General features: G+C 66.6%; 18 protein-coding genes. 2 read left to right on the top strand and 16 right to left on the bottom strand.

Annotation, left to right across the window (positions count from 1 at the left end):
• Positions 1-46: 46 nt before the first annotated feature.
• From QRM95_RS04865 to QRM95_RS04845, 5 genes are all read right to left on the bottom strand, one after another.
• A complete protein-coding gene (locus QRM95_RS04865) occupies positions 47-1,009 on the bottom strand; it encodes a LysR family transcriptional regulator (RefSeq protein WP_285246694.1) in 963 nt (320 codons plus the stop codon).
• 55 nt (positions 1,010-1,064) lie between these two features.
• Entirely contained in the window at positions 1,065-2,633 is a 1,569-nt protein-coding gene (locus tag QRM95_RS04860) for a GMC oxidoreductase (protein ID WP_285246693.1), read from the bottom strand.
• A gap of 16 nt (positions 2,634-2,649) precedes the next feature.
• The gene (locus QRM95_RS04855; RefSeq protein WP_285246692.1) at positions 2,650-4,143 is read right to left on the bottom strand and encodes an MFS transporter; all 1,494 of its coding nucleotides are present in this window, start codon (positions 4,141-4,143) and stop codon (positions 2,650-2,652) included.
• Positions 4,144-4,301: 158 nt separating this feature from the next.
• On the bottom strand, positions 4,302-5,111 hold the full coding sequence (locus QRM95_RS04850; RefSeq protein WP_285246691.1) for a hypothetical protein: 810 nt from the start codon (positions 5,109-5,111) through the stop codon (positions 4,302-4,304).
• The gene (locus QRM95_RS04845) at positions 5,108-6,148 is read right to left on the bottom strand and encodes a Gfo/Idh/MocA family protein (RefSeq protein ID WP_285246690.1); all 1,041 of its coding nucleotides are present in this window, start codon (positions 6,146-6,148) and stop codon (positions 5,108-5,110) included. The genes QRM95_RS04850 and QRM95_RS04845 overlap by 4 nt, the downstream gene beginning before the upstream one ends.
• Positions 6,149-6,254: 106 nt before the next feature.
• On the opposite strand from QRM95_RS04845, the gene QRM95_RS04840 reads away from it, so the two are divergent.
• Positions 6,255-7,517 (top strand): ROK family protein, encoded by a 1,263-nt coding sequence (locus QRM95_RS04840; protein WP_285246689.1) that lies wholly within the window; start codon positions 6,255-6,257, stop codon positions 7,515-7,517.
• A 27-nt stretch (positions 7,518-7,544) separates the two neighbouring features.
• Here the strand turns inward: QRM95_RS04840 and QRM95_RS04835 are convergent, their stop codons facing one another.
• On the bottom strand, positions 7,545-7,958 hold the full coding sequence (locus tag QRM95_RS04835; protein WP_285246688.1) for a C-glycoside deglycosidase beta subunit domain-containing protein: 414 nt from the start codon (positions 7,956-7,958) through the stop codon (positions 7,545-7,547).
• Between the two features lie 70 nt (positions 7,959-8,028).
• On the opposite strand from QRM95_RS04835, the gene QRM95_RS04830 reads away from it, so the two are divergent.
• Positions 8,029-9,018, top strand: coding sequence for a restriction endonuclease subunit R (locus QRM95_RS04830; RefSeq protein ID WP_285246687.1), 990 nt, complete (start codon positions 8,029-8,031; stop codon positions 9,016-9,018).
• A 63-nt stretch (positions 9,019-9,081) separates the two neighbouring features.
• Here the strand turns inward: QRM95_RS04830 and QRM95_RS04825 are convergent, their stop codons facing one another.
• From QRM95_RS04825 to QRM95_RS04780, 10 genes are all read right to left on the bottom strand, one after another.
• Entirely contained in the window at positions 9,082-10,086 is a 1,005-nt protein-coding gene (locus tag QRM95_RS04825) for a sugar phosphate isomerase/epimerase family protein (protein ID WP_285246686.1), read from the bottom strand.
• Between the two features lie 13 nt (positions 10,087-10,099).
• Positions 10,100-11,287, bottom strand: a complete 1,188-nt coding sequence (locus QRM95_RS04820; protein ID WP_285246685.1) for a Gfo/Idh/MocA family protein — start codon at positions 11,285-11,287, stop codon at positions 10,100-10,102.
• Complete coding sequence (locus tag QRM95_RS04815; RefSeq protein ID WP_285246684.1) at positions 11,284-11,682, bottom strand: C-glycoside deglycosidase beta subunit domain-containing protein; 399 nt, start codon at positions 11,680-11,682, stop codon at positions 11,284-11,286. Before QRM95_RS04815 ends, QRM95_RS04820 begins: the two co-directional genes overlap by 4 nt.
• A 9-nt stretch (positions 11,683-11,691) precedes the next feature.
• A complete protein-coding gene (locus QRM95_RS04810; RefSeq protein ID WP_285246683.1) occupies positions 11,692-12,756 on the bottom strand; it encodes a sugar phosphate isomerase/epimerase family protein in 1,065 nt (354 codons plus the stop codon).
• A 20-nt stretch (positions 12,757-12,776) separates the two neighbouring features.
• Positions 12,777-13,880 carry a sugar phosphate isomerase/epimerase family protein gene (locus QRM95_RS04805; RefSeq protein WP_285246682.1) on the bottom strand — a complete coding sequence of 368 codons (1,104 nt, stop codon included), beginning with the start codon at positions 13,878-13,880 and terminating at the stop codon, positions 12,777-12,779.
• Positions 13,877-14,272: a C-glycoside deglycosidase beta subunit domain-containing protein gene (locus QRM95_RS04800; protein ID WP_285246681.1), complete on the bottom strand. Its 396-nt coding sequence runs from the start codon at positions 14,270-14,272 to the stop codon at positions 13,877-13,879. The genes QRM95_RS04805 and QRM95_RS04800 overlap by 4 nt, the downstream gene beginning before the upstream one ends.
• A 64-nt stretch (positions 14,273-14,336) precedes the next feature.
• Complete coding sequence (gene carA / locus QRM95_RS04795; protein ID WP_285246680.1) at positions 14,337-15,896, bottom strand: c-glycoside 3-oxidase CarA; 1,560 nt, start codon at positions 15,894-15,896, stop codon at positions 14,337-14,339.
• Positions 15,893-16,669, bottom strand: a complete 777-nt coding sequence (locus tag QRM95_RS04790) for a TIM barrel protein (RefSeq protein WP_285246679.1) — start codon at positions 16,667-16,669, stop codon at positions 15,893-15,895. Before QRM95_RS04790 ends, carA begins: the two co-directional genes overlap by 4 nt.
• Positions 16,670-16,701: 32 nt before the next feature.
• Positions 16,702-17,073 (bottom strand): nuclear transport factor 2 family protein, encoded by a 372-nt coding sequence (locus QRM95_RS04785; protein WP_285246678.1) that lies wholly within the window; start codon positions 17,071-17,073, stop codon positions 16,702-16,704.
• Positions 17,074-17,078: 5 nt separating this feature from the next.
• Positions 17,079-17,915, bottom strand: a complete 837-nt coding sequence (locus QRM95_RS04780; RefSeq protein ID WP_285246677.1) for a carbohydrate ABC transporter permease — start codon at positions 17,913-17,915, stop codon at positions 17,079-17,081.
• Position 17,916: the final 1 nt, after the last annotated feature.

Genomic DNA, 17,916 nt, shown 5'->3' with positions numbered 1-17,916 from the left:
TTCGACTTTCGCAGGAACCGGCCCAGCGCAGAACGCCGTCTTGGGTCTAGATGGTATCCGCCTCGTTGATGGTCAGGGGGTGGGCGGCGGCGGGAAAGAGTTCGTGCAGCCGGGCGCAGGAGCGCTGCACCACCGAACGCAGCCAGACACCGGCAGGGTCCTCCGCCTGCGAGGGGTGCCAGTACATGGCCTCCACCAGGGACGCTTCTGCGTCGTCGTCGAACTGCAGCACCGCAATGTTGGCGCCGCGCTGGGCCCGGGCCGCCAGCATCCCGGGCACCAGGGCCACCAGGTCCGTTCCCTCCACCAGCAGGGGCAGCGACAGGAACCCGCCCACCACGGCGGCCACCCGGCGCTGGATGCCGCGCGATTCGAACAGCTTGTCCGCGGGAGTGCTGATGCCCTCCCCGAAGTAGCCGACGGCGTGGGGCACCTTGGCCAGGTCGGCAAGGGTAAGGCGGGGCTGCTGGAGCAGGGGGTTGCCAGCGTCGGCAACGGCCATGAAGCTGTCCCTGAAGAGTTGCCGGCTGGCCCCCTGCATCTGGTACCCGGTGGGCCCGACGAGCAGGTCGATCTTGGAGTAGTCAGCCATCTGGCCCTGGATCCCGGACTTTGACGTGGGAACGAAATCCACGGAGACCCCGGGCGCCTCCTCCCGCAGGATGCCCCGGAGCGGGCCCACGATCAGCGCCGCCGCATAGTCGGAGGCGGCAATCACGAACTCCCGCTCGCTGGACGCAGGATCGAACCCGGAGCGAACGCGCGTGGCCCGCTGGATGTGGAGCATGGCTTCATCAACCAGCGGGACCAGGGACTGGGCGAAGGGCGTCAGGTCGTAGGTGCGGCCATTGCGGACCAGGAGTTCGTCGTCGAAATGGCGCCGAAGCCTTGCCATTGCGGCGCTGGTGGCAGGTTGGCTGAGCTGGAGGCGCTCAGCAGCCCGGGTGATGTTCCTCAGCTCCAGCAGGACCTGCAGGTGGGGCAGCAGGTTCAGGTCCAGGTTCTTCATACCCACAGGTTAGCCGCGCCCGGACGCCCGGAACCGCCGCCGGACCGCCGGCGCTTCAGGATCCCAGTTCTTGGGCGACCCGCCGGGCACCGCGGACGGCGATGGCCACGCTCATCAGCGTGGGGTTCATGGCCGTGGCCGTCGGTATGAGCGCGTTCCCGCCCACCACCAGGTTCTCGTAGCCCCACACCCGGGACCATGGATCGGCAACGGAGCTGCCGTCGTCGGCCGCTCCCATGCGCATGGTGCCCTGGTAGTGCAGGCTGGAGCCGTTGGGCATCAGCCTGGGTTCGGCCACAAAGACGCCCAAGGCCTTGCCAGCACGCCGCAGCCGGTCGGTGGCCTGGGCAATTTCCGCCTCCTCGCGTTCGGTTAGTGCGTACTCGATGGTCATGTTGGGGAAACCGCGGTAGTCGGGCTCATGGTCGTCGAAGCTGACGGCGTCCTCGTAGCGGGGATGCTTGCGCATGCCGTAGCCCATGTTCACGTAGCCCCACCGGTTGTCCGAGTACGGGGTGCCCGGTTCCATTGGGAACGGGGTGGACTCCGAGTACATGACCTGCACGGAGAAGGGGTGTTCGGGTTCGGAGAAGGGGATGCGGTTGACTGCGGCCACGGGGTCGGCGGGATTCTGGGCGCGCCGGGCCAGTTCCGCGTCAAGGTCACCCTCGGCGGCAAAACGGAGCATCTTGTCGGCGTCAAGAGCCACGGTGGAGATCACCACCGGGTGTTCGGTCAGGTAGTGGCCCAGCGCTTGGGGGCGGATGCCCGAGGCCCACAGGAGCTGCGGCGAGCGGAAGGCATCGGCCGCTACCACCACCACGTCCGCCGGAACAAAGGACTCCGTACCCCTGCGGAGATCCTGCACGGTGACCCCGGTGGCCCGGTTTCCATCGAGTTCAACCCGGCGGACCAGGGTGAGGTCGCGGAGTTCGAACCGCTGTGAGAGCGCGTTGCCGGGGTCGATCAACGGCCCGAGGACGACGTCGGCCCCCGCCCAGCGCACGGACCCGTCGGGTTGCGGGTCACCGGCCACCGGAAGGGTGCCCACCCCGTAGCCGTCGGGCAGCTCCGCGCCGAACTCTTCGTCCAGGAGGGAGCGGATGGCTTCGCCGACCTTGGAGTCCGCGAAGGCTGCACTGTGGACGTGCAGGAGGCCCTTGGCCACTTCAATCAGGCCGTCCCACTCGTCGTCGGCGATGAAGGGGATCTTTTCGCTGAAGGCGGGCGACGGCGTCGCGCAGGTCCAGTGCGCGCCCTGGCCGCCAACGTTGGTGGCGGCAGCCGCCGCCGGGAACGAGGGGGCGTGCGCTGACCCTTCTCCACCGAAGTCCAGGAGGTGCGTGCCCTGGCGCGCGGTGAACATGCCCTCGGTGACTGTTGCTGCCGGGATGCCGAGGGACTCCCGGAACGCCCCGGCCTGAGGCCCCTGCGACATTTCCCGGGCGTGTGCTTTCTCGGCCGGGTCCGGGATGTTCCGGACGCTCTCGCCGGGAACGGCTGTCAGTTGCGGCCCGGCTTCGAACATCACCACCCGGGCGGTGGGGACTTGCTCCAGCAGCAGGCGGGCGTAGGTGGAACCGATGGGTCCGCTGCCGACGACGGCAATGGTGGGGTTGGACATGATGTCTCCTTTGAGATCAGGCCGGGAGGGTTTCGGAAGATGCGTGGGCGGGGACGGGTTCGTCGGACAGGCGGCCGTGCGGGAGCAGGACTGCCGCCAGGATGCCCAGGGCGTAGGCGCAGGCAAGGGCGATGAAGATGGGTGTGAAGACGGATGAGTAGATCTGGGCGACGTCGGCTTGGACCGCCGGTGACGCTTGGTGTACCTGCTGCGGGGTGAGGGTGGAGGCGTCCAGCCCCGCCGGCAGGAGGGCCGCGACTCCGGAGCCGATGACGCCGCCGATGACCGCCGTCGCCACGGTTGATCCCACCTGCCGGACCAGGTTGATGGTTGCGGTGATGGTGCCGGTCTGGCCTGCGGGGACGGCGCCCTGGACCACGGCCACGATGAGGCTCATGAACGCCCCGGTGCCCAGGCCCACAGCACCCATCACGATCATGGGCGCCCACAGCGGGAGGCCGGCCGGGAGCAGCGCCATCACTAGCAGGGCCACGGCTCCCAGCACCGTTCCGCCGACCGGGAAGATCCGGTAACGCCCGGTGCGGCTGGCCAGCCAGCCCGTGAGGAGGTTGCTGATCAGCATGCCGAAGACGGTGGCGATGGGAACCAGCCCGGACACCGTAGCCGAGGTCCGGTAGGCCATCTGGAAGTAGGTGGGCAGGTAGGCGGTGATGGAGAAGAAGCCGACGCCGATGATCGCCGAGAGTGCCGTACCGGCAGCAATGGTGCGGTTGGCGAAGAAGTGCAGCGGAATGATGGGCTCAGGTGCCCGCCGCTCGATCAGAAAAAAGGCGATAAAGCCCGCGATGCTGGCCGCGAGCGCGCTCCCGGCCGCAGGACCGCCGTCCCTTTCCGCGGCCCAGGAGGCGGCAAGGACGAGCGCCACCAGCGCGGAGGTAAAGACGGCGGAGCCGGCGATGTCGAAGTGCCGGGGCGCCGGGCCCGGTTCCAGGTGGGGAACGGCCACCAGTGCCAGGGCGAACGCAGCGGCGCCCACCGGGATGTTGATCCAGAAGACCCACTGCCAGCCCCAGTAATCGGTGATGGCACCGCCCACCACCGGGCCCACCAGGATGGCGATGGGAAAAGCCGCCCCGATGATGGCCATGTAGCGGGGCCGTTCCCGCTGCGTGGTGACGCGGGCGATGATGGTCTGCGACATGAGCTGCAGGCCCGCCGAGCTCATGCCCTGGAGGACTCGGGCGGCAATGAGCCACGCAATGTCCGTGGCAAAACCGCAGGCCAGGGATGCGGCCAGGAACATCACCAGGGAAACAAGGAAGATCCGCCGGGCGCCGAGGACATCGCCGAGCCTGCCGAGCACGGGCAGCAGCACCGTGCTGGCCAGGGTGTAGCCAACCACCACCCAGCTCATCAGCTGCAGGGCACCCAGCTCTCCGGAAATGGTGGCGAGGGATGTGGAGACCACTGTGTGGTCCAGTGCCCCGAGGAACGAGACAGTGAGCAGGGAGGTGGTGAGGAGGCGAAGTTTTACAGGTGATAGTTGCATAGTGGTCTGTCCGAACGATCGGACCGTCGACGCGACGTGGTGTGCCCCCGGCGCACCAACACGACGGGGAACGGGTCCGGATGGGACCCCGGCGCCACTCCCCACCCTACAACCACTTACGTCTAAAAACAACAAAAGATTGCACGAAATCGACGGAGTCACTGGGCGGCCCGCGCGCTCGCCACGTCGTGCGCCAGCCGTTGGTCTTCCAGCAGTTCTTCCAGGTCAGCCACCTCCCTGCCGCTCGAGGCGGCTTCGATGGCGCGGCGCAAGGCCAGCCGGGCCGGAGCCTCGTAGCGCTCCGGCGCCCTAAGCGCCCCCTCCACCGTCGATGTCCCCAGCTTGACCCGGCCGGCAGCAAGGTCAATGGCAACCTCCGTCCTGACCTCGCCCAAGGCCAGGACCTGGAGCAAGCCGCCCGCAGCGGGTCCTTCGAGGACGGTGCCCACCAGGGTGGACGAAAGGCGGCCCCCGCCGGCCATCGGCGAATCCAGCAGTCCCATGATGCCCTGCCCGGCCGCCATACCCGCCCGGAAGGTCAGCTGGGAACCTGCCAGGGACCGGGCCCAGCCGAGGCCGTCACGGATCACGGCATCCAGGAGGGCGGCGGGGGCGGTGCACTCCACGGTGACCACCCTCGGCAGGGTCCCGCGCCGCGCCCGGACCGCGTCCGCCACCATGTCGGCGCGGAGGCCGGGGCGGTCGACGACCACCGGGATACCTCCGGACCAGGCACCCGCTGCAAAGACCTCCAGAGGCGGGGCCGCGGGATCCGCGATCACCACGGCCGCCGCTCCCTGGTCCCGGGCATCCAGCAGCCCGGCCCACCAGTTGCCGGAGCCGGGGATGACGGCAACAGCACCGCACACGTCCTCCGCCAGCCTGGCACTGGCGGGAAGCCCGGCCGCGGCCGCCACGTAGGCGGGCAACCGGGTAAAGACGCCGGCACGGGGCCCTTGCGGCGTCACTGCCGGCCCGCTTCGAGGATCTTTGCGGCGGCAGCATCAGCCAGGTCGATTGCGTAGTGCGCGTCAGCCAGCAGTTCGTCGTACTCCACCGGGACCCCCGCCTCAAGGCGCGATGCCAGGGCGCGCCACTCAGCCACATAGCCGTCAACGGGATCCCTCCCGTATCCGGTCCACTGTCCATCGTCCGCGCGTACATTGATGACGGCGCTTCCCGCATGGACGAAGGCCGGCGGGAAGGTGACCTCGATCCGGTCATGGGAGGTGGCGATGGCCATGCGCCAAAAGGCGTCGGGGCCTTCCGGAAGCATGGTGAGGGCGAGTTGGATCAGGACACTGCCTGCCCGGTACCCCACCAGGTAGCCGATGGGCGGGGCGAGCCGTGCATAGACGACCTCGTCAAGGCACGGCGCGATGTCCCTGACCGCAGGCAGGTCATGGATGGCCAGCCCGGTCAGCAGCTGCCGCAGGACTCCTGCCGCCACCGCCGGATCGCCCAGGTCCGGGCGGCCGTGGGCTGCGGCCTGGAACGGGCCGCCTTCCGCCACGAGCCGGTGGTACCTGTCGTTGGGCGGAAGCGCCAAAGTGACCGATACGGCCCGCACCCCGCCGTCGAGCGCAGCAAGGTGGCGCCTGGCGCGGTCCCAGGCGGCATCAAACACGTGGTTTGTGCCCACCAGGAGGATGGCGCCTGCCGCGCGGCAGGCATCGATGGCGCGGCTGGCATCTTGCTTGGTGGTGGCCAGGGGCTTTTCGCAGAAGATGGCCCGCTTGCCGGCCGCCACTGCCGCCAGGATATGGCGGGCGTGTTCTGACGGCGGGCTGCAGACAGCCACCACCTGCACCTCCGGGTCTGCCAGCAGCTCGCGATCCCCGCTGGACCAGCGCGCACCACACGTTTCAGCAAGATCCCGGGAACGGCCGCTTCCGGCATCGGCGATATGGACCACAACAAACAGGTCCGGGAGCCCGCGCAACACCGGCAAATGAAGGGCCGCAACGCCGGGTCCGGCTCCGAGTATCCCTATCCTCCAAGGCATCGTCGCCTCCTTCTTATGTCTCTATTATTCATAAGTCAGCGAATTTTTAGCCATAGTTGATCTAATTTCGCGCCTTAGTCGCGTGCAATGTGTGAGAATTGGTGCCATGACGACAGACTCCACCCTCCGTTTCGGAGCACAAACGGACGAAGTGACCAGCCTGCTGCGGATCGTCAACCTGGTGCGGACAGGCGAGGCGACCACCCGGCCGGAAATCGGCAAGGTTACCGGGCTGGGCCGGGGCGTTGTGAGCCAGCGGGTGGACCAGGCCATCGCGATTGGATTCCTGGGTGACGGCGACTTCGGAGCCTCGTCCGGAGGCCGCGCGCCGCGGACCCTCCGCTTTCGCTCAGAACAGGGGCGGATTGTCATCTGCGCCCTCGGCGCGGCACACATCAGGGTGGGCTTCACGGCGCTCGACGGCGACATCATTGACCACGCACACCGCAGCTGGGACATCGCCCAGGGGCCGGAGAAGACGATCGATGCCGTCATGTCCCTTGTTGAGGATGTGCTCAAGAATCATCCTCCCGTGCCGGTATGGGGCGTCGTGGTTGGCCTGCCGGGACCGGTGGACTTCGCCACCGGACAGCCCGTGGCTCCGCCGATCATGCCCGGGTGGAACGGCTTCGACGTCCGGACGCCCTTCGAGGAACGCTTCAACGCGCCGGTATGGGTGGATAACGACTCCAACCTGCTGGCCCTTGGTGAGCGGGCCCGCCGTCGCGACATGCTCACGGACCTGATCTACTGCAAGATCGGCTCGGGCGTCGGCTCCGGCCTGCTGTCCAAGGGCCGGATCCACCGTGGTGCCAACGGCGCTGCCGGGGACATTGGCCACGTCCGGGTTTCCGACTCCAACGAGCAGTGCCGCTGCGGCAAGGTCGGATGCCTCGAAGCCGTGGCCGGCGGATGGGCCCTGGTGCGGGACGCAGAGCAGGCCATCAAGGAAGGCGCCACCACTTCCCTGGCCGGCCGGGCAAAAGAGCGGGCGCTGACGCTGGAGGACATCACGCTGGCGGCACAGGCCGGTGATTCGCTCGCCATCTCGCTGGTCCAGAAGTCCGCCCATGTAGCCGGCGAGACCATTTCAGCCCTGGTCAACATGTTCAACCCGGGGGTCATCGTCATCGGCGGTGCCATTGCCTCTGCAGGCGAGGTGTTCCTGGCCGAGGTACGCCAAAGGGTGTATGAGCTGTCACTGCCCCTCGCCACCCGCGACCTCACCATCACGTTGTCCGTGAACGACGAGCGCGAACCACTGCGCGGCGGAGCCGAGCTTGCACGCGAGCAGTTGTTCGATGTCACCTTCCCGCGCTGGTTTGCCGAAGGCCGGCCATCCCCCGAACGCACGGCAGTGCCGGCCTGACCTGGCATTCCCGTGCGGCGGCGCCGCTCACGCCACGTCGCGGGAAATGCCCGGCACCACGGCAGGACGTACAGCCAGCCGGGCCTCAACGTGGAACGGGAGTACCAGCGCCGACCCTGATGGGGCCTGGAGGTAAGGCACCATCAGGGTGAAATCGACAGCGATGGTGTGGACGCCGGCGGAGATTCCGTGCGGGACCGCCAGGACAAGCCTGTCCTGGATGAACCACCAGCCGGATTCAGCCTGCAAGGCATCGGCAGGCACGCGCCTGGCACCGAGCACCACCGACACCAGGCCCGCCGCCACCGGCACTGAATCCACCTCCACAGCCAGGCCCGCCACACTGGAGAGCGGCATCGAACGGATCCACGGCAAACCGAGCCGGAGCTCGAAACCGGCGGGAACGGCGGTCAGCGCATCGTCACGCAAAGCGGTTTCCAATCCAACATCCTTCCTTTATCCTAAAACTGACATAAGTTTGTCAGTTAAGTGCATAAAAGGAAAGGGAGCCATGGCTAACGAAATTCCCGGCGGCTGGACCCTCTGCGCCAGCTCATTCAACTGGGCGCCCGACATCGTGGCCGCCCGGCGGACGGCCAGGGACATCGTTTCCGGCATTGCGGACTCGGTGCGGACGGTGGAGCTCGAACCGGGGCTCGTATGGCGGTCCTTTCCCGCTCCGCAGGACGATGAGGTGGACGCCCTCCGGGAATCCCTGGCAGCGAAAGGGGCCCGCATCAGCATTGTCGGGGCGAGCCTGGACGACTTCACCTCCCCCGGCACCAGACGGTCCCAGAAGGAGCGGCTGGACTTCCTGGTGCCCCAACTGCACGCTGCGCATCGGGTGGGAGCCCACGGAGTGCGCCTGCCGATCGGGCAGGCGGGGCCAGGACTGCTCACCCTGCTCCAACCCCTGCTGCACCGGCTGGACCTGGTGTTGTACGAGGAAATCCAAGGGCGGCAGGCCCCGGGGAGCCCCGGCGTCGACCCTGCACTTGAGGCGATCGCCACACTGGCGGATGACCACGTGCGGGTGCTCGTGGACATCAGCATGCTCATGCCCGCCCTTCCCCCCACCTACCTCGGGGAACTTCGCCAAGGCGGCATTCCCGCGGACCTCCTGGCACGCCTGGAACACGACTGGCTGGATCCCGCCACCCTCGACGCCGTCACGGCCCTGCTCCGGTCGGGGCAGGTGCCGCCGCGGATCCACACCCTCTACATGAACCTGTTGATCCGTTTCGGCCGCAGCCAAGCAGGAGACCTGCAGGGCATCATGCCCCTGGTGGGGGCCTTCCACCTGAAGTTCTGGGACCTGCACGACGACGGGGGGCGGGTATCGCAGCCGCTGCGGGACCTTGCCGGCCTGCTCAGCCGGAGCAGCTTCACCGGCACGCTGACCAGCGAGTGGGGCGGCCACGAGTGGCTGCAGGACGATCCCACCGACATGACGCAGCGTCACCTGGCCCTGGCGGAGGCAGCCCTTTCCACGGGTGGTTGAGCCTGGGAACACAACACAACGGCCGGACCGGAAGCTTCCGGGCCGGCCGTTGTGTTGGCGGTGCTATTTGGTGCTGAAGGCGGCGTCGAAGGCGGCCGCAGATGGCTCGTAGCCGGAAAGCCTGCGGACAAACTCAAGCGCTTCGGGAGCGCCGTCCAACCGGTCCATGCCTGCGTCCTCCCATTCCACTGAGAGCGGTCCGCGGTAGCCGATCGAATTGAGCATCCGGAACGCGTCCTCCCAGGGCACATCGCCGTGGCCGGTGGAGATGAAATCCCAGCCGCGGCGCGGGTCGGCCCACGGCAGGTGGGACGACAGCCTGCCGTTGCGTCCGTTGACCAGCCGCTTCTTCGTGTCCTTGCAGTGCACGTGGTAAATCCGGTCCTGGAAGTCCCACAGGAATCCCACGGGATCAATGTCCTGCCAGACCATGTGGCTCGGGTCCCAGTTCAACCCGAAGGCTTCCCGTTGCCCGATCGCCTCCAGGGTGCGCCGGGTTGTCCAGTAGTCGTAGGCAATCTCGGACGGGTGCACCTCATGGGCAAACCGGACGCCCACCTCGTCAAAGACGTCGAGGATCGGGTTCCACCGGTCGGCAAAGTCCTGGTAGCCGGCGTCGACCATCTTCTCCGTGGCCGGCGGGAACATGGCAACGTACTTCCAGATGGACGATCCCGTAAAGCCCGTCACCGTCTTCACGCCAAGCTTCGCAGCCAGCCTTGCGGTGTTCTTCAATTCCTCGGCGGCGCGCCGGCGGACGCCCTCCGGATCGCCGTCGCCCCACACCACGTCCGGAAGGATGCCCCGGTGCCGTTCGTCGATCGGGTCATCGCACACTGCCTGGCCCTTGAGATGGTTGGAAATGGTCCACACCTTCAGGCCGTTGCGTTCGAGGATGTCCAGCTTGCCCTGCACGTAGGCGTCGTCATCCCAGCGCCACGGATCCAGGTGGTCACCCCAGCAGGCGATCTCCAGGCCGTCGTAGCCCCACTCGCCGGCGAGGCGGGCCACTTCCTCGAAGGGCAGGTCGGCCCACTGGCCGGTGAACAAAGTGATCGGTCGTGCCACGGATGTCTCCTCCCTATACTGCCGGGGCGGGTACGCCGGCGGCGACCCGTGTCCAGGCGGAATCATTGTCGGAACTGCGTTCAACTGCCTCCAGTACCTGCTGCACCTGCAGCCCGTCGGCGAAGGTCGGTTGCGGGTGGGCACCGTTGGCGATGCCCTCCACCAGGTCCTTCACCTGGTGCGAGAACCCGTGCTCGTAGCCGAGCATGTGGCCGGCGGGCCACCACCCGGACAGGTACGGGTGCTCCGGCTCGGTGACCAGGATCTTCCGGAACCCTTGGCGGTCCGGGGAAGCAGTCCGGTCGTAGAACTGGACGCTGTTGAGGTCTTCGAGGTCGAAGGCGAGGGCCCCCTTGTCCCCGGAAACCTCGATCTGCAGCGCGTTCTTCCTGCCGGTCGCGAACCTGGATGCCTCGAAGGAGGCCAGGGCGCCGGATTCGAAGCGGCCGGTGAAAATGGCGATGTCATCCACCGTTACCTTGCCGTATCCCGCACCCGCGGTTCCGGACAGCCCAGCGCCCGATTCGAGCAGCGGCCGTTCCTTCACGATGGTCTCGATTACACCGGAGACCGTGCGGAGGGTGAGGCCGGTGACGAACTGGGCGAGGTCGATGGCGTGGGCTCCGATGTCGCCCAGCGCACCGGATCCGGCGTGTTCCTTCTGCAGGCGCCACGCGAGCGGCATGTCCGGGTCAACCAGCCAGTCCTGCCGGTAGGAGGCCCGGACCTGGCGGACTGTTCCCACCGCACCTTCGGCAATGAGATTGCGCATGAGGGTTGCCGCGGGGACGCGGCGGTAGGTGAACCCCACCATCGCACGAAGGCCGCGGGCGGCGGCCCTTTCCGCAGCTTCGGCCATTGCTTCGGCTTCGGCCACGGTGTTGGCCAGCGGCTTCTCGCACAGGACGTGCTTTCCCGCCTCCAGGGCAGCAATGGCGATCTCGGCGTGGGAGTCGCCTGGGGTGACAATGTCGACGACGTCGATGTCTTCCCGCGCGATCACGTCGCGCCAGTCGGTGGCCGCCTCAGCCCACCCCCACTTCCGCGCCGCCTCATTCACCGCTTGGGCGTTCCGGCCGACAATGACCGCCATGTCCGGCTCGGCGGGAAGGTCGAACACCCGCGGAGCCGTGCGCCAGCCCTGGGAATGCGCGGCGCCCATGAACCCGTACCCGATCATGGCCACGCGCAGGGTGGTCATGCCAGCACAACCCTTCGGTCCACGGCCACCCGGTTCCCGACGTACCGCATTGGAGCGATCTGCATGTAGAGGAGGCGGAGGGTCAGGATGACCTCGACGTCGATTTCCTCGCCGGCGTCGGGAACACGGTCCAACGGGATGATGATGTCCGGCTTGTCAGCCACGAACCACAGGGTGTCCCACTGCTCCGGAAGCTCCGCGATGGAGTAGGAACGGCCCTGCAGTTCGAAGCGGAGGGATTCCTTGGAGATCTCCACGCCGTTGACGGTTGCCGCGACGTCGTCCACGGCGGACAGCCAGAGACTCCGGTACCACGGGAGCTGGACGGCTACGGAGATGCCTTCCGGGTGCCGGCGGACGTCGGCGTCCTGGAACAGCGAATTGTGAGTTGCCATGGGCTTTCCTTACTTAGCAGTCTCGACCAAGGTCGGGTGGGAGTCGGATGCGTTCGGTACCACTGATTCTTCGATGGCCTTGCGCATGAGGGCGTGCTGCTTCTTGACGAGCTCGATGGGGTCGGATTCGCCGAGGTCGGCAAACGCGTGGCCCTCCCACTCGCTGGACAGGAAGCCCTGGTAGCCGCCCTTGACGAACTGGCGCACAATCCTCGGAATGTCCATGGCGGGTTCGTTGCCGTTCTCGTCGATGTCATAGAACTTGGCGTGGACGTGGAACATCTGCGGCATGATGTCCAGCCATTCCTCCGGTGGAACCAGGCCGTGCATGTTGAAGGCCAGCCGGGTGAAGGGACCAAGCTGCGCCGGATCGAAGTTGTTCTCCCGCAGGTAGTCCTCAAATTCCTGGTTGCGTTCCTGCATGGGCAGGGGCTTGCGCCAGATGTCCTGCATGACGGCGAAGTGTTCCTGCGGCAGGCCCATCTGGGTCAGCGTGCGGAACAGGGTGGGAGAGAGGCTGTGCATGGTGGAGCTGAAGTCAGCGGTGAAACCCAGGCGATCGCTGTCCAGCTCGGCGTACATCTCCCGGATCTGCAGGATCTTCGGATCGTTGGGGCCCTGGGGGGCGTGGATCTCGTAGCCCAGCTTCTGGTCGTACTTTTCGGCCAGGGGAAGAAGCCGTCGCAGCAGTTCCTTGCCGGCGGACCGGATCACGATCTTGTTGAAGCCGAGCGTGTTGGCGGTCTTGAGTTGCCTGGCGAAGAAGTCGAATTCCTCGTCCGGCGTCATGTCCCGGTCCTTGCGCCGGCCCATGTCCAGGTTCGTGCCGACGGCGCTCGGGGTGAGGCCGTAGCGGTCGATGCTGTCGCGCCACAGTTTCACGAAGTCGTCATCCACGTCGGGATAGGTGCGCAGCATTTGCGCGATGTTGAATTCGACGCCGGGACCCAGGCCTTCGTCGGCGACGGCCTTGATCAGGGTCTCGGGGGTGTACAGCCCGGCAGCGAATTCGGAGGTGAGTGAGTAAAGGGTGATGCCAAGCTCGATGCCGGAGCCTGCGATTCCTTCTGACATGTTCTGTGATCCCTTCGGTGTCAGCCGCGGACGGGCTGAGCGAGGTGGCTGTTGAGGATGCGTCGCGCTTCGGCGGCGTCGGTGACCATGGCTGAGCCGGCGTCGGCAGCGGCGGAGCGCTGGACGGCCTGCTCGCCGCGGATGATGTCGAACGGGTCCTGCCAGTTGTTCCAGTGCCAGCCTTCGTATTCGCTGGAAATCGCACCGGAATAGCCGTTCTCCACCAGCTGGCGGACCAGGCCGCGCACCGGCACGGACGGCTCTTCGCCGTTCTCGTCGATGCCGAAGAACTTTCCGTGGACGTGCCGGACCCACGGCATGATTTCCAGCCAGGTGTCCAGCGGTGCTGGGCCGAAGAGGCCGGTTCCATTGATGGCGAAGTCGATGCCCAGGTCCGGGCGGCCGTTGCGTGCGGCCAGGCCGATAAAGGCGCCGAACCGCTCGCCGTGGACTTTCTGGGTGTTGGGCGGTCCTTCCGCGTAGAAACCGTTCCACAGGTCCACCACCTGCTGGAGCAGGTCCTCGGATGCTCCGCGGCGGCGGTATGCCTCCAACAGCGAAGGGGCGAAGCCGGTGACGGTGGCGCCCCAGTCTGCGGTGAAGCCCAGCAGTGGGGAGTCGAGCTTCTCGTAGCGGTCGCGCAGCGCAAGGACGCGTTCGTGTGCCCCGTGCTGGTCGGCGTGGACTTCCAGCGCCAGTGTGACGTTGTACTTTTCTGCGACGGGAAGGAGGCTCTCCATGGCATCGGGTGTCAGCGAGATTTGAACCCGGGCGATCGGGAAGCCGAGCCTTGCTGCCACTTCGATCTGCTTGCGCATGTATTCGACCAGTTCATCGTGGTTCATGAGCCGGTCGCGGCGGATTCCGGTGTCAACGTTGACGGCGAGCGAGGTGGGCACCAGGTCCACCTCCGCCACAAGGTCCCGGAACTGCCCCACGAAATTGTCATCGACGTGGTCGGGGAAGCCGCGCAGGGTGGAGAAGCCAATGACTTCGAGCCCGGGTCCAAAGCCCTCCGCCGCCACTTTGCGGATCAGGCCGTCGAGATCGTACTGCCGGCCGTGGAAGGCGCGGGTGAAGCTGTAGAGGGTGACGCCCTGGATGGGCGTGCCAAGGCTGGTCATCGTTGTGCCACCTTCATGGTCTTGGTGTCGTGCTCTTCGATGTGCAGCACGCCGTGGTCGGTGATGATGTACGGAATGTAGAGCTTCAGGTCCACCCGCACCTCGTGCCCAGCCTTGGAAGGATCGACGGGAAGGTCCCCGGAAAGCACGGCGGAGTCCAGCGGGAACCACCATTCGCCGGTCTGTTCCACGAGCTCCCCGAAGCTGAATGTGCGGTTGTTCATGGTCCAGCGCAGCGATTCCTCCGGTGCGGCAACACCGTCAATGGTGAGGGCGGCCCCGGCGATGCATGATCCCGGGAGGGCCCGGTACCAGGGAATGCGGACCTCGACGGCGGCGCGGCCGTCCTGGCTGGTAAGTGTTCCTTGCTCGATTATGCGGTCGGCGATCATCGAGACCTCCTTGTCTGCGGCATGCCTTGCCGGCATCGGAATAGCGGCAACGTGCGCTTATTCATTATTTAGTCATTCTATTGTCTGAATCAGACATAAGTAAAGCGTCGGCGAGTTCCGCCGCGATTTTTGCTGCGCCTCGGACCGCGAGCGCCACCGATGTCAGGGTGGGGTTGCACGCCGTGGCGGTGGGAATCACGCCATTGCCGGCCACGAAGAGGCCTGGGACCTGCCAGACCTCACTGTCCGGGGAACACACGCTTCCGCCGTCGTCGTACTGCCCCATCCGCGTGGTGCCCTGGTAGTGCAGCGAGGCACCCGGCGGGAGGACGAACGGCCGCTCATCGATCGGCTCTCCCACGGCCCTGCCGAGCCGCACAATCTCCTCCTTGGCCCGTTCAAGCACCTCCCGGTCCTTGTCGGTCAGGCTGTAGTGGATGCGCAGGGCAGGCATCCCATAGCTGTCCACGGCGGCGTCGTCGAAGGCGACCCTGTCGTCCCGCTGGAGGTCCTTGGCGCAGAACAGCCCCAGCCCCACAATCGATCCGGGAACGACCGGGTCGTCGTCGGCAAGGGGAATGGGTGAAGCATCCAACTGCATGATCTGGCCATGGAACGGCATCTCATCCGTGTACGGCACCCAGGTCACCCCGCTCTGCTCGCTGAGGGCTCCGTCCGCGCCGGACTGCCCCTCCTCGGCACCGACGCCGCGCAGCCGGGTGGCGAACACCACCTGGGCCTGGTCATTGAGGTACCGGCCCAAGGCCTCCGGCCGGATCCCGGAAGCCCACAACAGTTGGGGGGTGCGCAGCGCGTCACCACCCACCACCACGTAGCGCGCGGCAATCCGGTGCGTGCCGCCACCGCGGCGGTCTTCCACCTCGACCCCGGCGGCGCGGCCGCCCTCAACCAGGACCCGCCGGACCAGGGACTCGTCGAACAGGTCGAACCGCTGGTTTTCCCGGGTGGCAGGACCCATCACGACGTCGGATCCGGACCATACGAGGCGGCCGTCGGCTCGCCGGTGCACGGCGAGGGGCATGGGCTGGACGCGGAAGCCCGGGCTGCGGCCGTCGTCGACGGCGGCCGCGAGCCGATCGTGGACGAGGCCGGAGAACGGTGCCGCCTCAAAGGCAGAAGTGGTGACGCCGAGGAGGCGGTCGGCTTCGTCCAGCAGCTGGTCCAAGTCCGGCAGGAACCCGATGCGTTCCTTTCCGCCGGGGCGCGGGCAGGCGGCGGTCCAGTGGGCGGCCATGCCGCCCACGTTGCTGGACATTGCCGCGACGGGCATGCCGTCCTCGCCCGGGAAGGCGTAGCCGTCCTGCAGCAGATACGTTCCGGGACGGGCGCGCCGTTCGCCGCTCTTCACGGCGCCGGGGGAATTGACCGTTTCAGCCCCGGGGCCGGGGCCTTCCGAAGCCCGTTGGGCGGCTGCACGGCGGCCCTGGTCCTCGATGTTCTTGACGTGGGCGCCCGGCGGAGAACTGACGGTGGGTCCCACCTCGAACATGGCGATGCAGGCGCCAGGGGCCCGCTCACTGAGGATGCGGGCGTACGCGGATGCGGTGGGCCCGCTGCCCACGATGGCTACATCGACAGAGGCGGGGTAGCGGCTGGTGCTCACCGTCCTGCCGCCAGTTCCTGGATCCGCCGGACAGACTTGGCGGACTCAATCGTGGGGTAGTACTCAAGCCCGATGGGGCCGGCGTAACCGCTGTCCTGCAGGTCGGTGAGCCTGGCGGCCCAGTCGATGGAACCCGACCCCGGTTCGCCGCGGCCCGGCGCGTCGGCAATCTGGACGTACTTGACCAGCCGGCCCGCGTTGGCGAGCTCTGCCGCCACATCCTCCCCTTCCACTGTTGAGTGGTACAGGTCGTAGAGGACGCCGAAGTTGGGCGAGTCCACTCCCCTGGCGACATACACGGCCTCGGAGGTCCGGTCCAGCAACGCCCCGGGGTGGTCCACCCGGATGTTGACCGGCTCCAGGACAAGGGTGATCCCCGAGCCTTCGATGTGGGCAACGCCCTTGGTGAAGATCTCAATGAGTTCATCGAGCTGGTCCTGCCGCTTGCGGCCGCCGAAGCCGGTGCCGCTGCCTACAACGATCCGCGGGCAGCCCAGTTCCCGTGCCACCTTTACGCCGGCATCGAGGCCCTCGTAGAAGGGCTCGTGGTTCTTGGGCGGAATCATGAACTGCATCCGTGGCTCGGCCAGCTGGGCGGTGAGCTGGACCCCGGTTTCCTCAAGTGCCGCCTTGAGAGCCGGGATGTCCTTGCCCGTGGGACCCCACATTTCCACGGCATCGAAGCCTGCCGCGGCGGCCGCGCGTACGCGGTCTGCGGCGCTGTCGCCTGCTTCGGAAAACAAAAGGTCGATATTGGGTGCGAGCTGGAACATGGCAGTCTCCTGGAATTCTTGGAAAGGGGTGGCTAAAACATGGGGTGGTCGTGCACCGGGTGGTCCGGGACGGGCTGGAGCACATCCCAGTGCTCCACGATGCGCCCGGCTTCGAAGCGGTAGATATCTGCGACGGCGGCGTCGGGACGCCCGGGTCCTGATGCCCGGACGTGCACCATGGCCAGGTCTCCGTCAACGAGGATCCGCTGAACCTCGAAGCGCGAGTCCGGTGAACCGTCGAACTTCGGCGTGAGCATCCGGATGGCGGCCTCCGGACCGTCCGGGATGGTGGGATTGTGTTGCTTGTACTCATCGGCAACAAGGAACTCGAAGGCTTCCCGCACCCGTTTTTGGGTGTAGAAGATCTCCACGAAGCGTTCAAACGCTTCGCGGTTGCCGGCCATGCGGGTCAGCCTTTGAGTCCGCCGGAGAAGCCCTGGATGAAGCGCTTTTGCGCGAACAGGAACAACGCCAGGATGGGAATCATGGACACGATGACGATCGCGAAGATGGAATTCCACTTCGAGACCAGCGACCCGATGAAGTAGTACATGGCTACCGGGAGCGTCTGGTTGGCTGATCCGCCGAGGAAGATCAGCGAGGTGAAGAAATCGTTCCACACGATCAGTCCGGCGAAGATGGTGACCGTTCCGGTGGCCGGGGCCATCATGGGAAACACCACCTTGGAGAAGACCTGGGTCTTGCTGGCGCCGTCGATCGTGGCGGCTTCCTCGTAGTCCGTTCCGAGGCCCCGGAAGAAGTTTGAGTACAGGAAGATCGAGAGTGGCAGCAGCATCCCGGTATACAGGACGATCAGGCCCCAGGCCGATCCGGTGAGCCCCAGTCCACGGGCGCCCATGTACAGCGGCACTGCGCCGAGCTGTCCCGGAAGGATGATGGCTACCAGGAAGAGGTAGTACGCCGCCTTGCTCCATCTGCGCGTGCTGCGGGAAATGACGTAGCCGGTAATGGAGCCCAGGGCGATCAACCCGAGGATGCTTCCGGTGGTGATGATGACGCTGTTGACCAGTCCGGCCATGACGTTGGAATTGCCGGTTGCCGTGAGGACCTTGACGAAGTTGCCAAAGTCCGGATTGCCGGGAAGCGCCAGGGCGGAGGTGGTGTACATTTCGCTGTCCGGCTTCAGCGCCGTGGTCACCAGGAAGTAGAACGGGGCGAGGAAGACCAGGGCCAGGGCCCACAGCCCGATTTCGCGGATCAGGGTGAATTTCGTGTAGCGGAACATG

The sequence above is a fragment of the Pseudarthrobacter sp. efr-133-R2A-89 genome (assembly GCF_030209315.1).
Classification (GTDB): Bacteria; Actinomycetota; Actinomycetes; order Actinomycetales; family Micrococcaceae; genus Arthrobacter.
Note: the sequence above shows the minus strand (reverse complement) of the source record. Positions and strands in the feature narration are given on the sequence as shown.

Bases quoted from the DNA above. Each gene is read 5' to 3' on its own strand.
- QRM95_RS04865 (WP_285246694.1), bottom strand. From the start codon at position 1,009: ATGAAGAACCTGGACCTGAACCTGCTGCCCCACCTGCAGGTCCTGCTG.
- QRM95_RS04860 (WP_285246693.1), bottom strand. From the start codon at position 2,633: ATGTCCAACCCCACCATTGCCGTCGTCGGCAGCGGACCCATCGGTTCC.
- QRM95_RS04855 (WP_285246692.1), bottom strand. From the start codon at position 4,143: ATGCAACTATCACCTGTAAAACTTCGCCTCCTCACCACCTCCCTGCTC.
- QRM95_RS04845 (WP_285246690.1), bottom strand. From the start codon at position 6,148: ATGCCTTGGAGGATAGGGATACTCGGAGCCGGACCCGGCGTTGCGGCC.
- QRM95_RS04840 (WP_285246689.1), top strand. From the start codon at position 6,255: ATGACGACAGACTCCACCCTCCGTTTCGGAGCACAAACGGACGAAGTG.
- QRM95_RS04830 (WP_285246687.1), top strand. From the start codon at position 8,029: ATGGCTAACGAAATTCCCGGCGGCTGGACCCTCTGCGCCAGCTCATTC.
- QRM95_RS04820 (WP_285246685.1), bottom strand. From the start codon at position 11,287: ATGACCACCCTGCGCGTGGCCATGATCGGGTACGGGTTCATGGGCGCC.
- QRM95_RS04815 (WP_285246684.1), bottom strand. From the start codon at position 11,682: ATGGCAACTCACAATTCGCTGTTCCAGGACGCCGACGTCCGCCGGCAC.
- QRM95_RS04810 (WP_285246683.1), bottom strand. From the start codon at position 12,756: ATGTCAGAAGGAATCGCAGGCTCCGGCATCGAGCTTGGCATCACCCTT.
- QRM95_RS04805 (WP_285246682.1), bottom strand. From the start codon at position 13,880: ATGACCAGCCTTGGCACGCCCATCCAGGGCGTCACCCTCTACAGCTTC.
- QRM95_RS04800 (WP_285246681.1), bottom strand. From the start codon at position 14,272: ATGATCGCCGACCGCATAATCGAGCAAGGAACACTTACCAGCCAGGAC.
- QRM95_RS04790 (WP_285246679.1), bottom strand. From the start codon at position 16,669: ATGTTCCAGCTCGCACCCAATATCGACCTTTTGTTTTCCGAAGCAGGC.
- QRM95_RS04785 (WP_285246678.1), bottom strand. From the start codon at position 17,073: ATGGCCGGCAACCGCGAAGCGTTTGAACGCTTCGTGGAGATCTTCTAC.
- QRM95_RS04780 (WP_285246677.1), bottom strand. From the start codon at position 17,915: ATGTTCCGCTACACGAAATTCACCCTGATCCGCGAAATCGGGCTGTGG.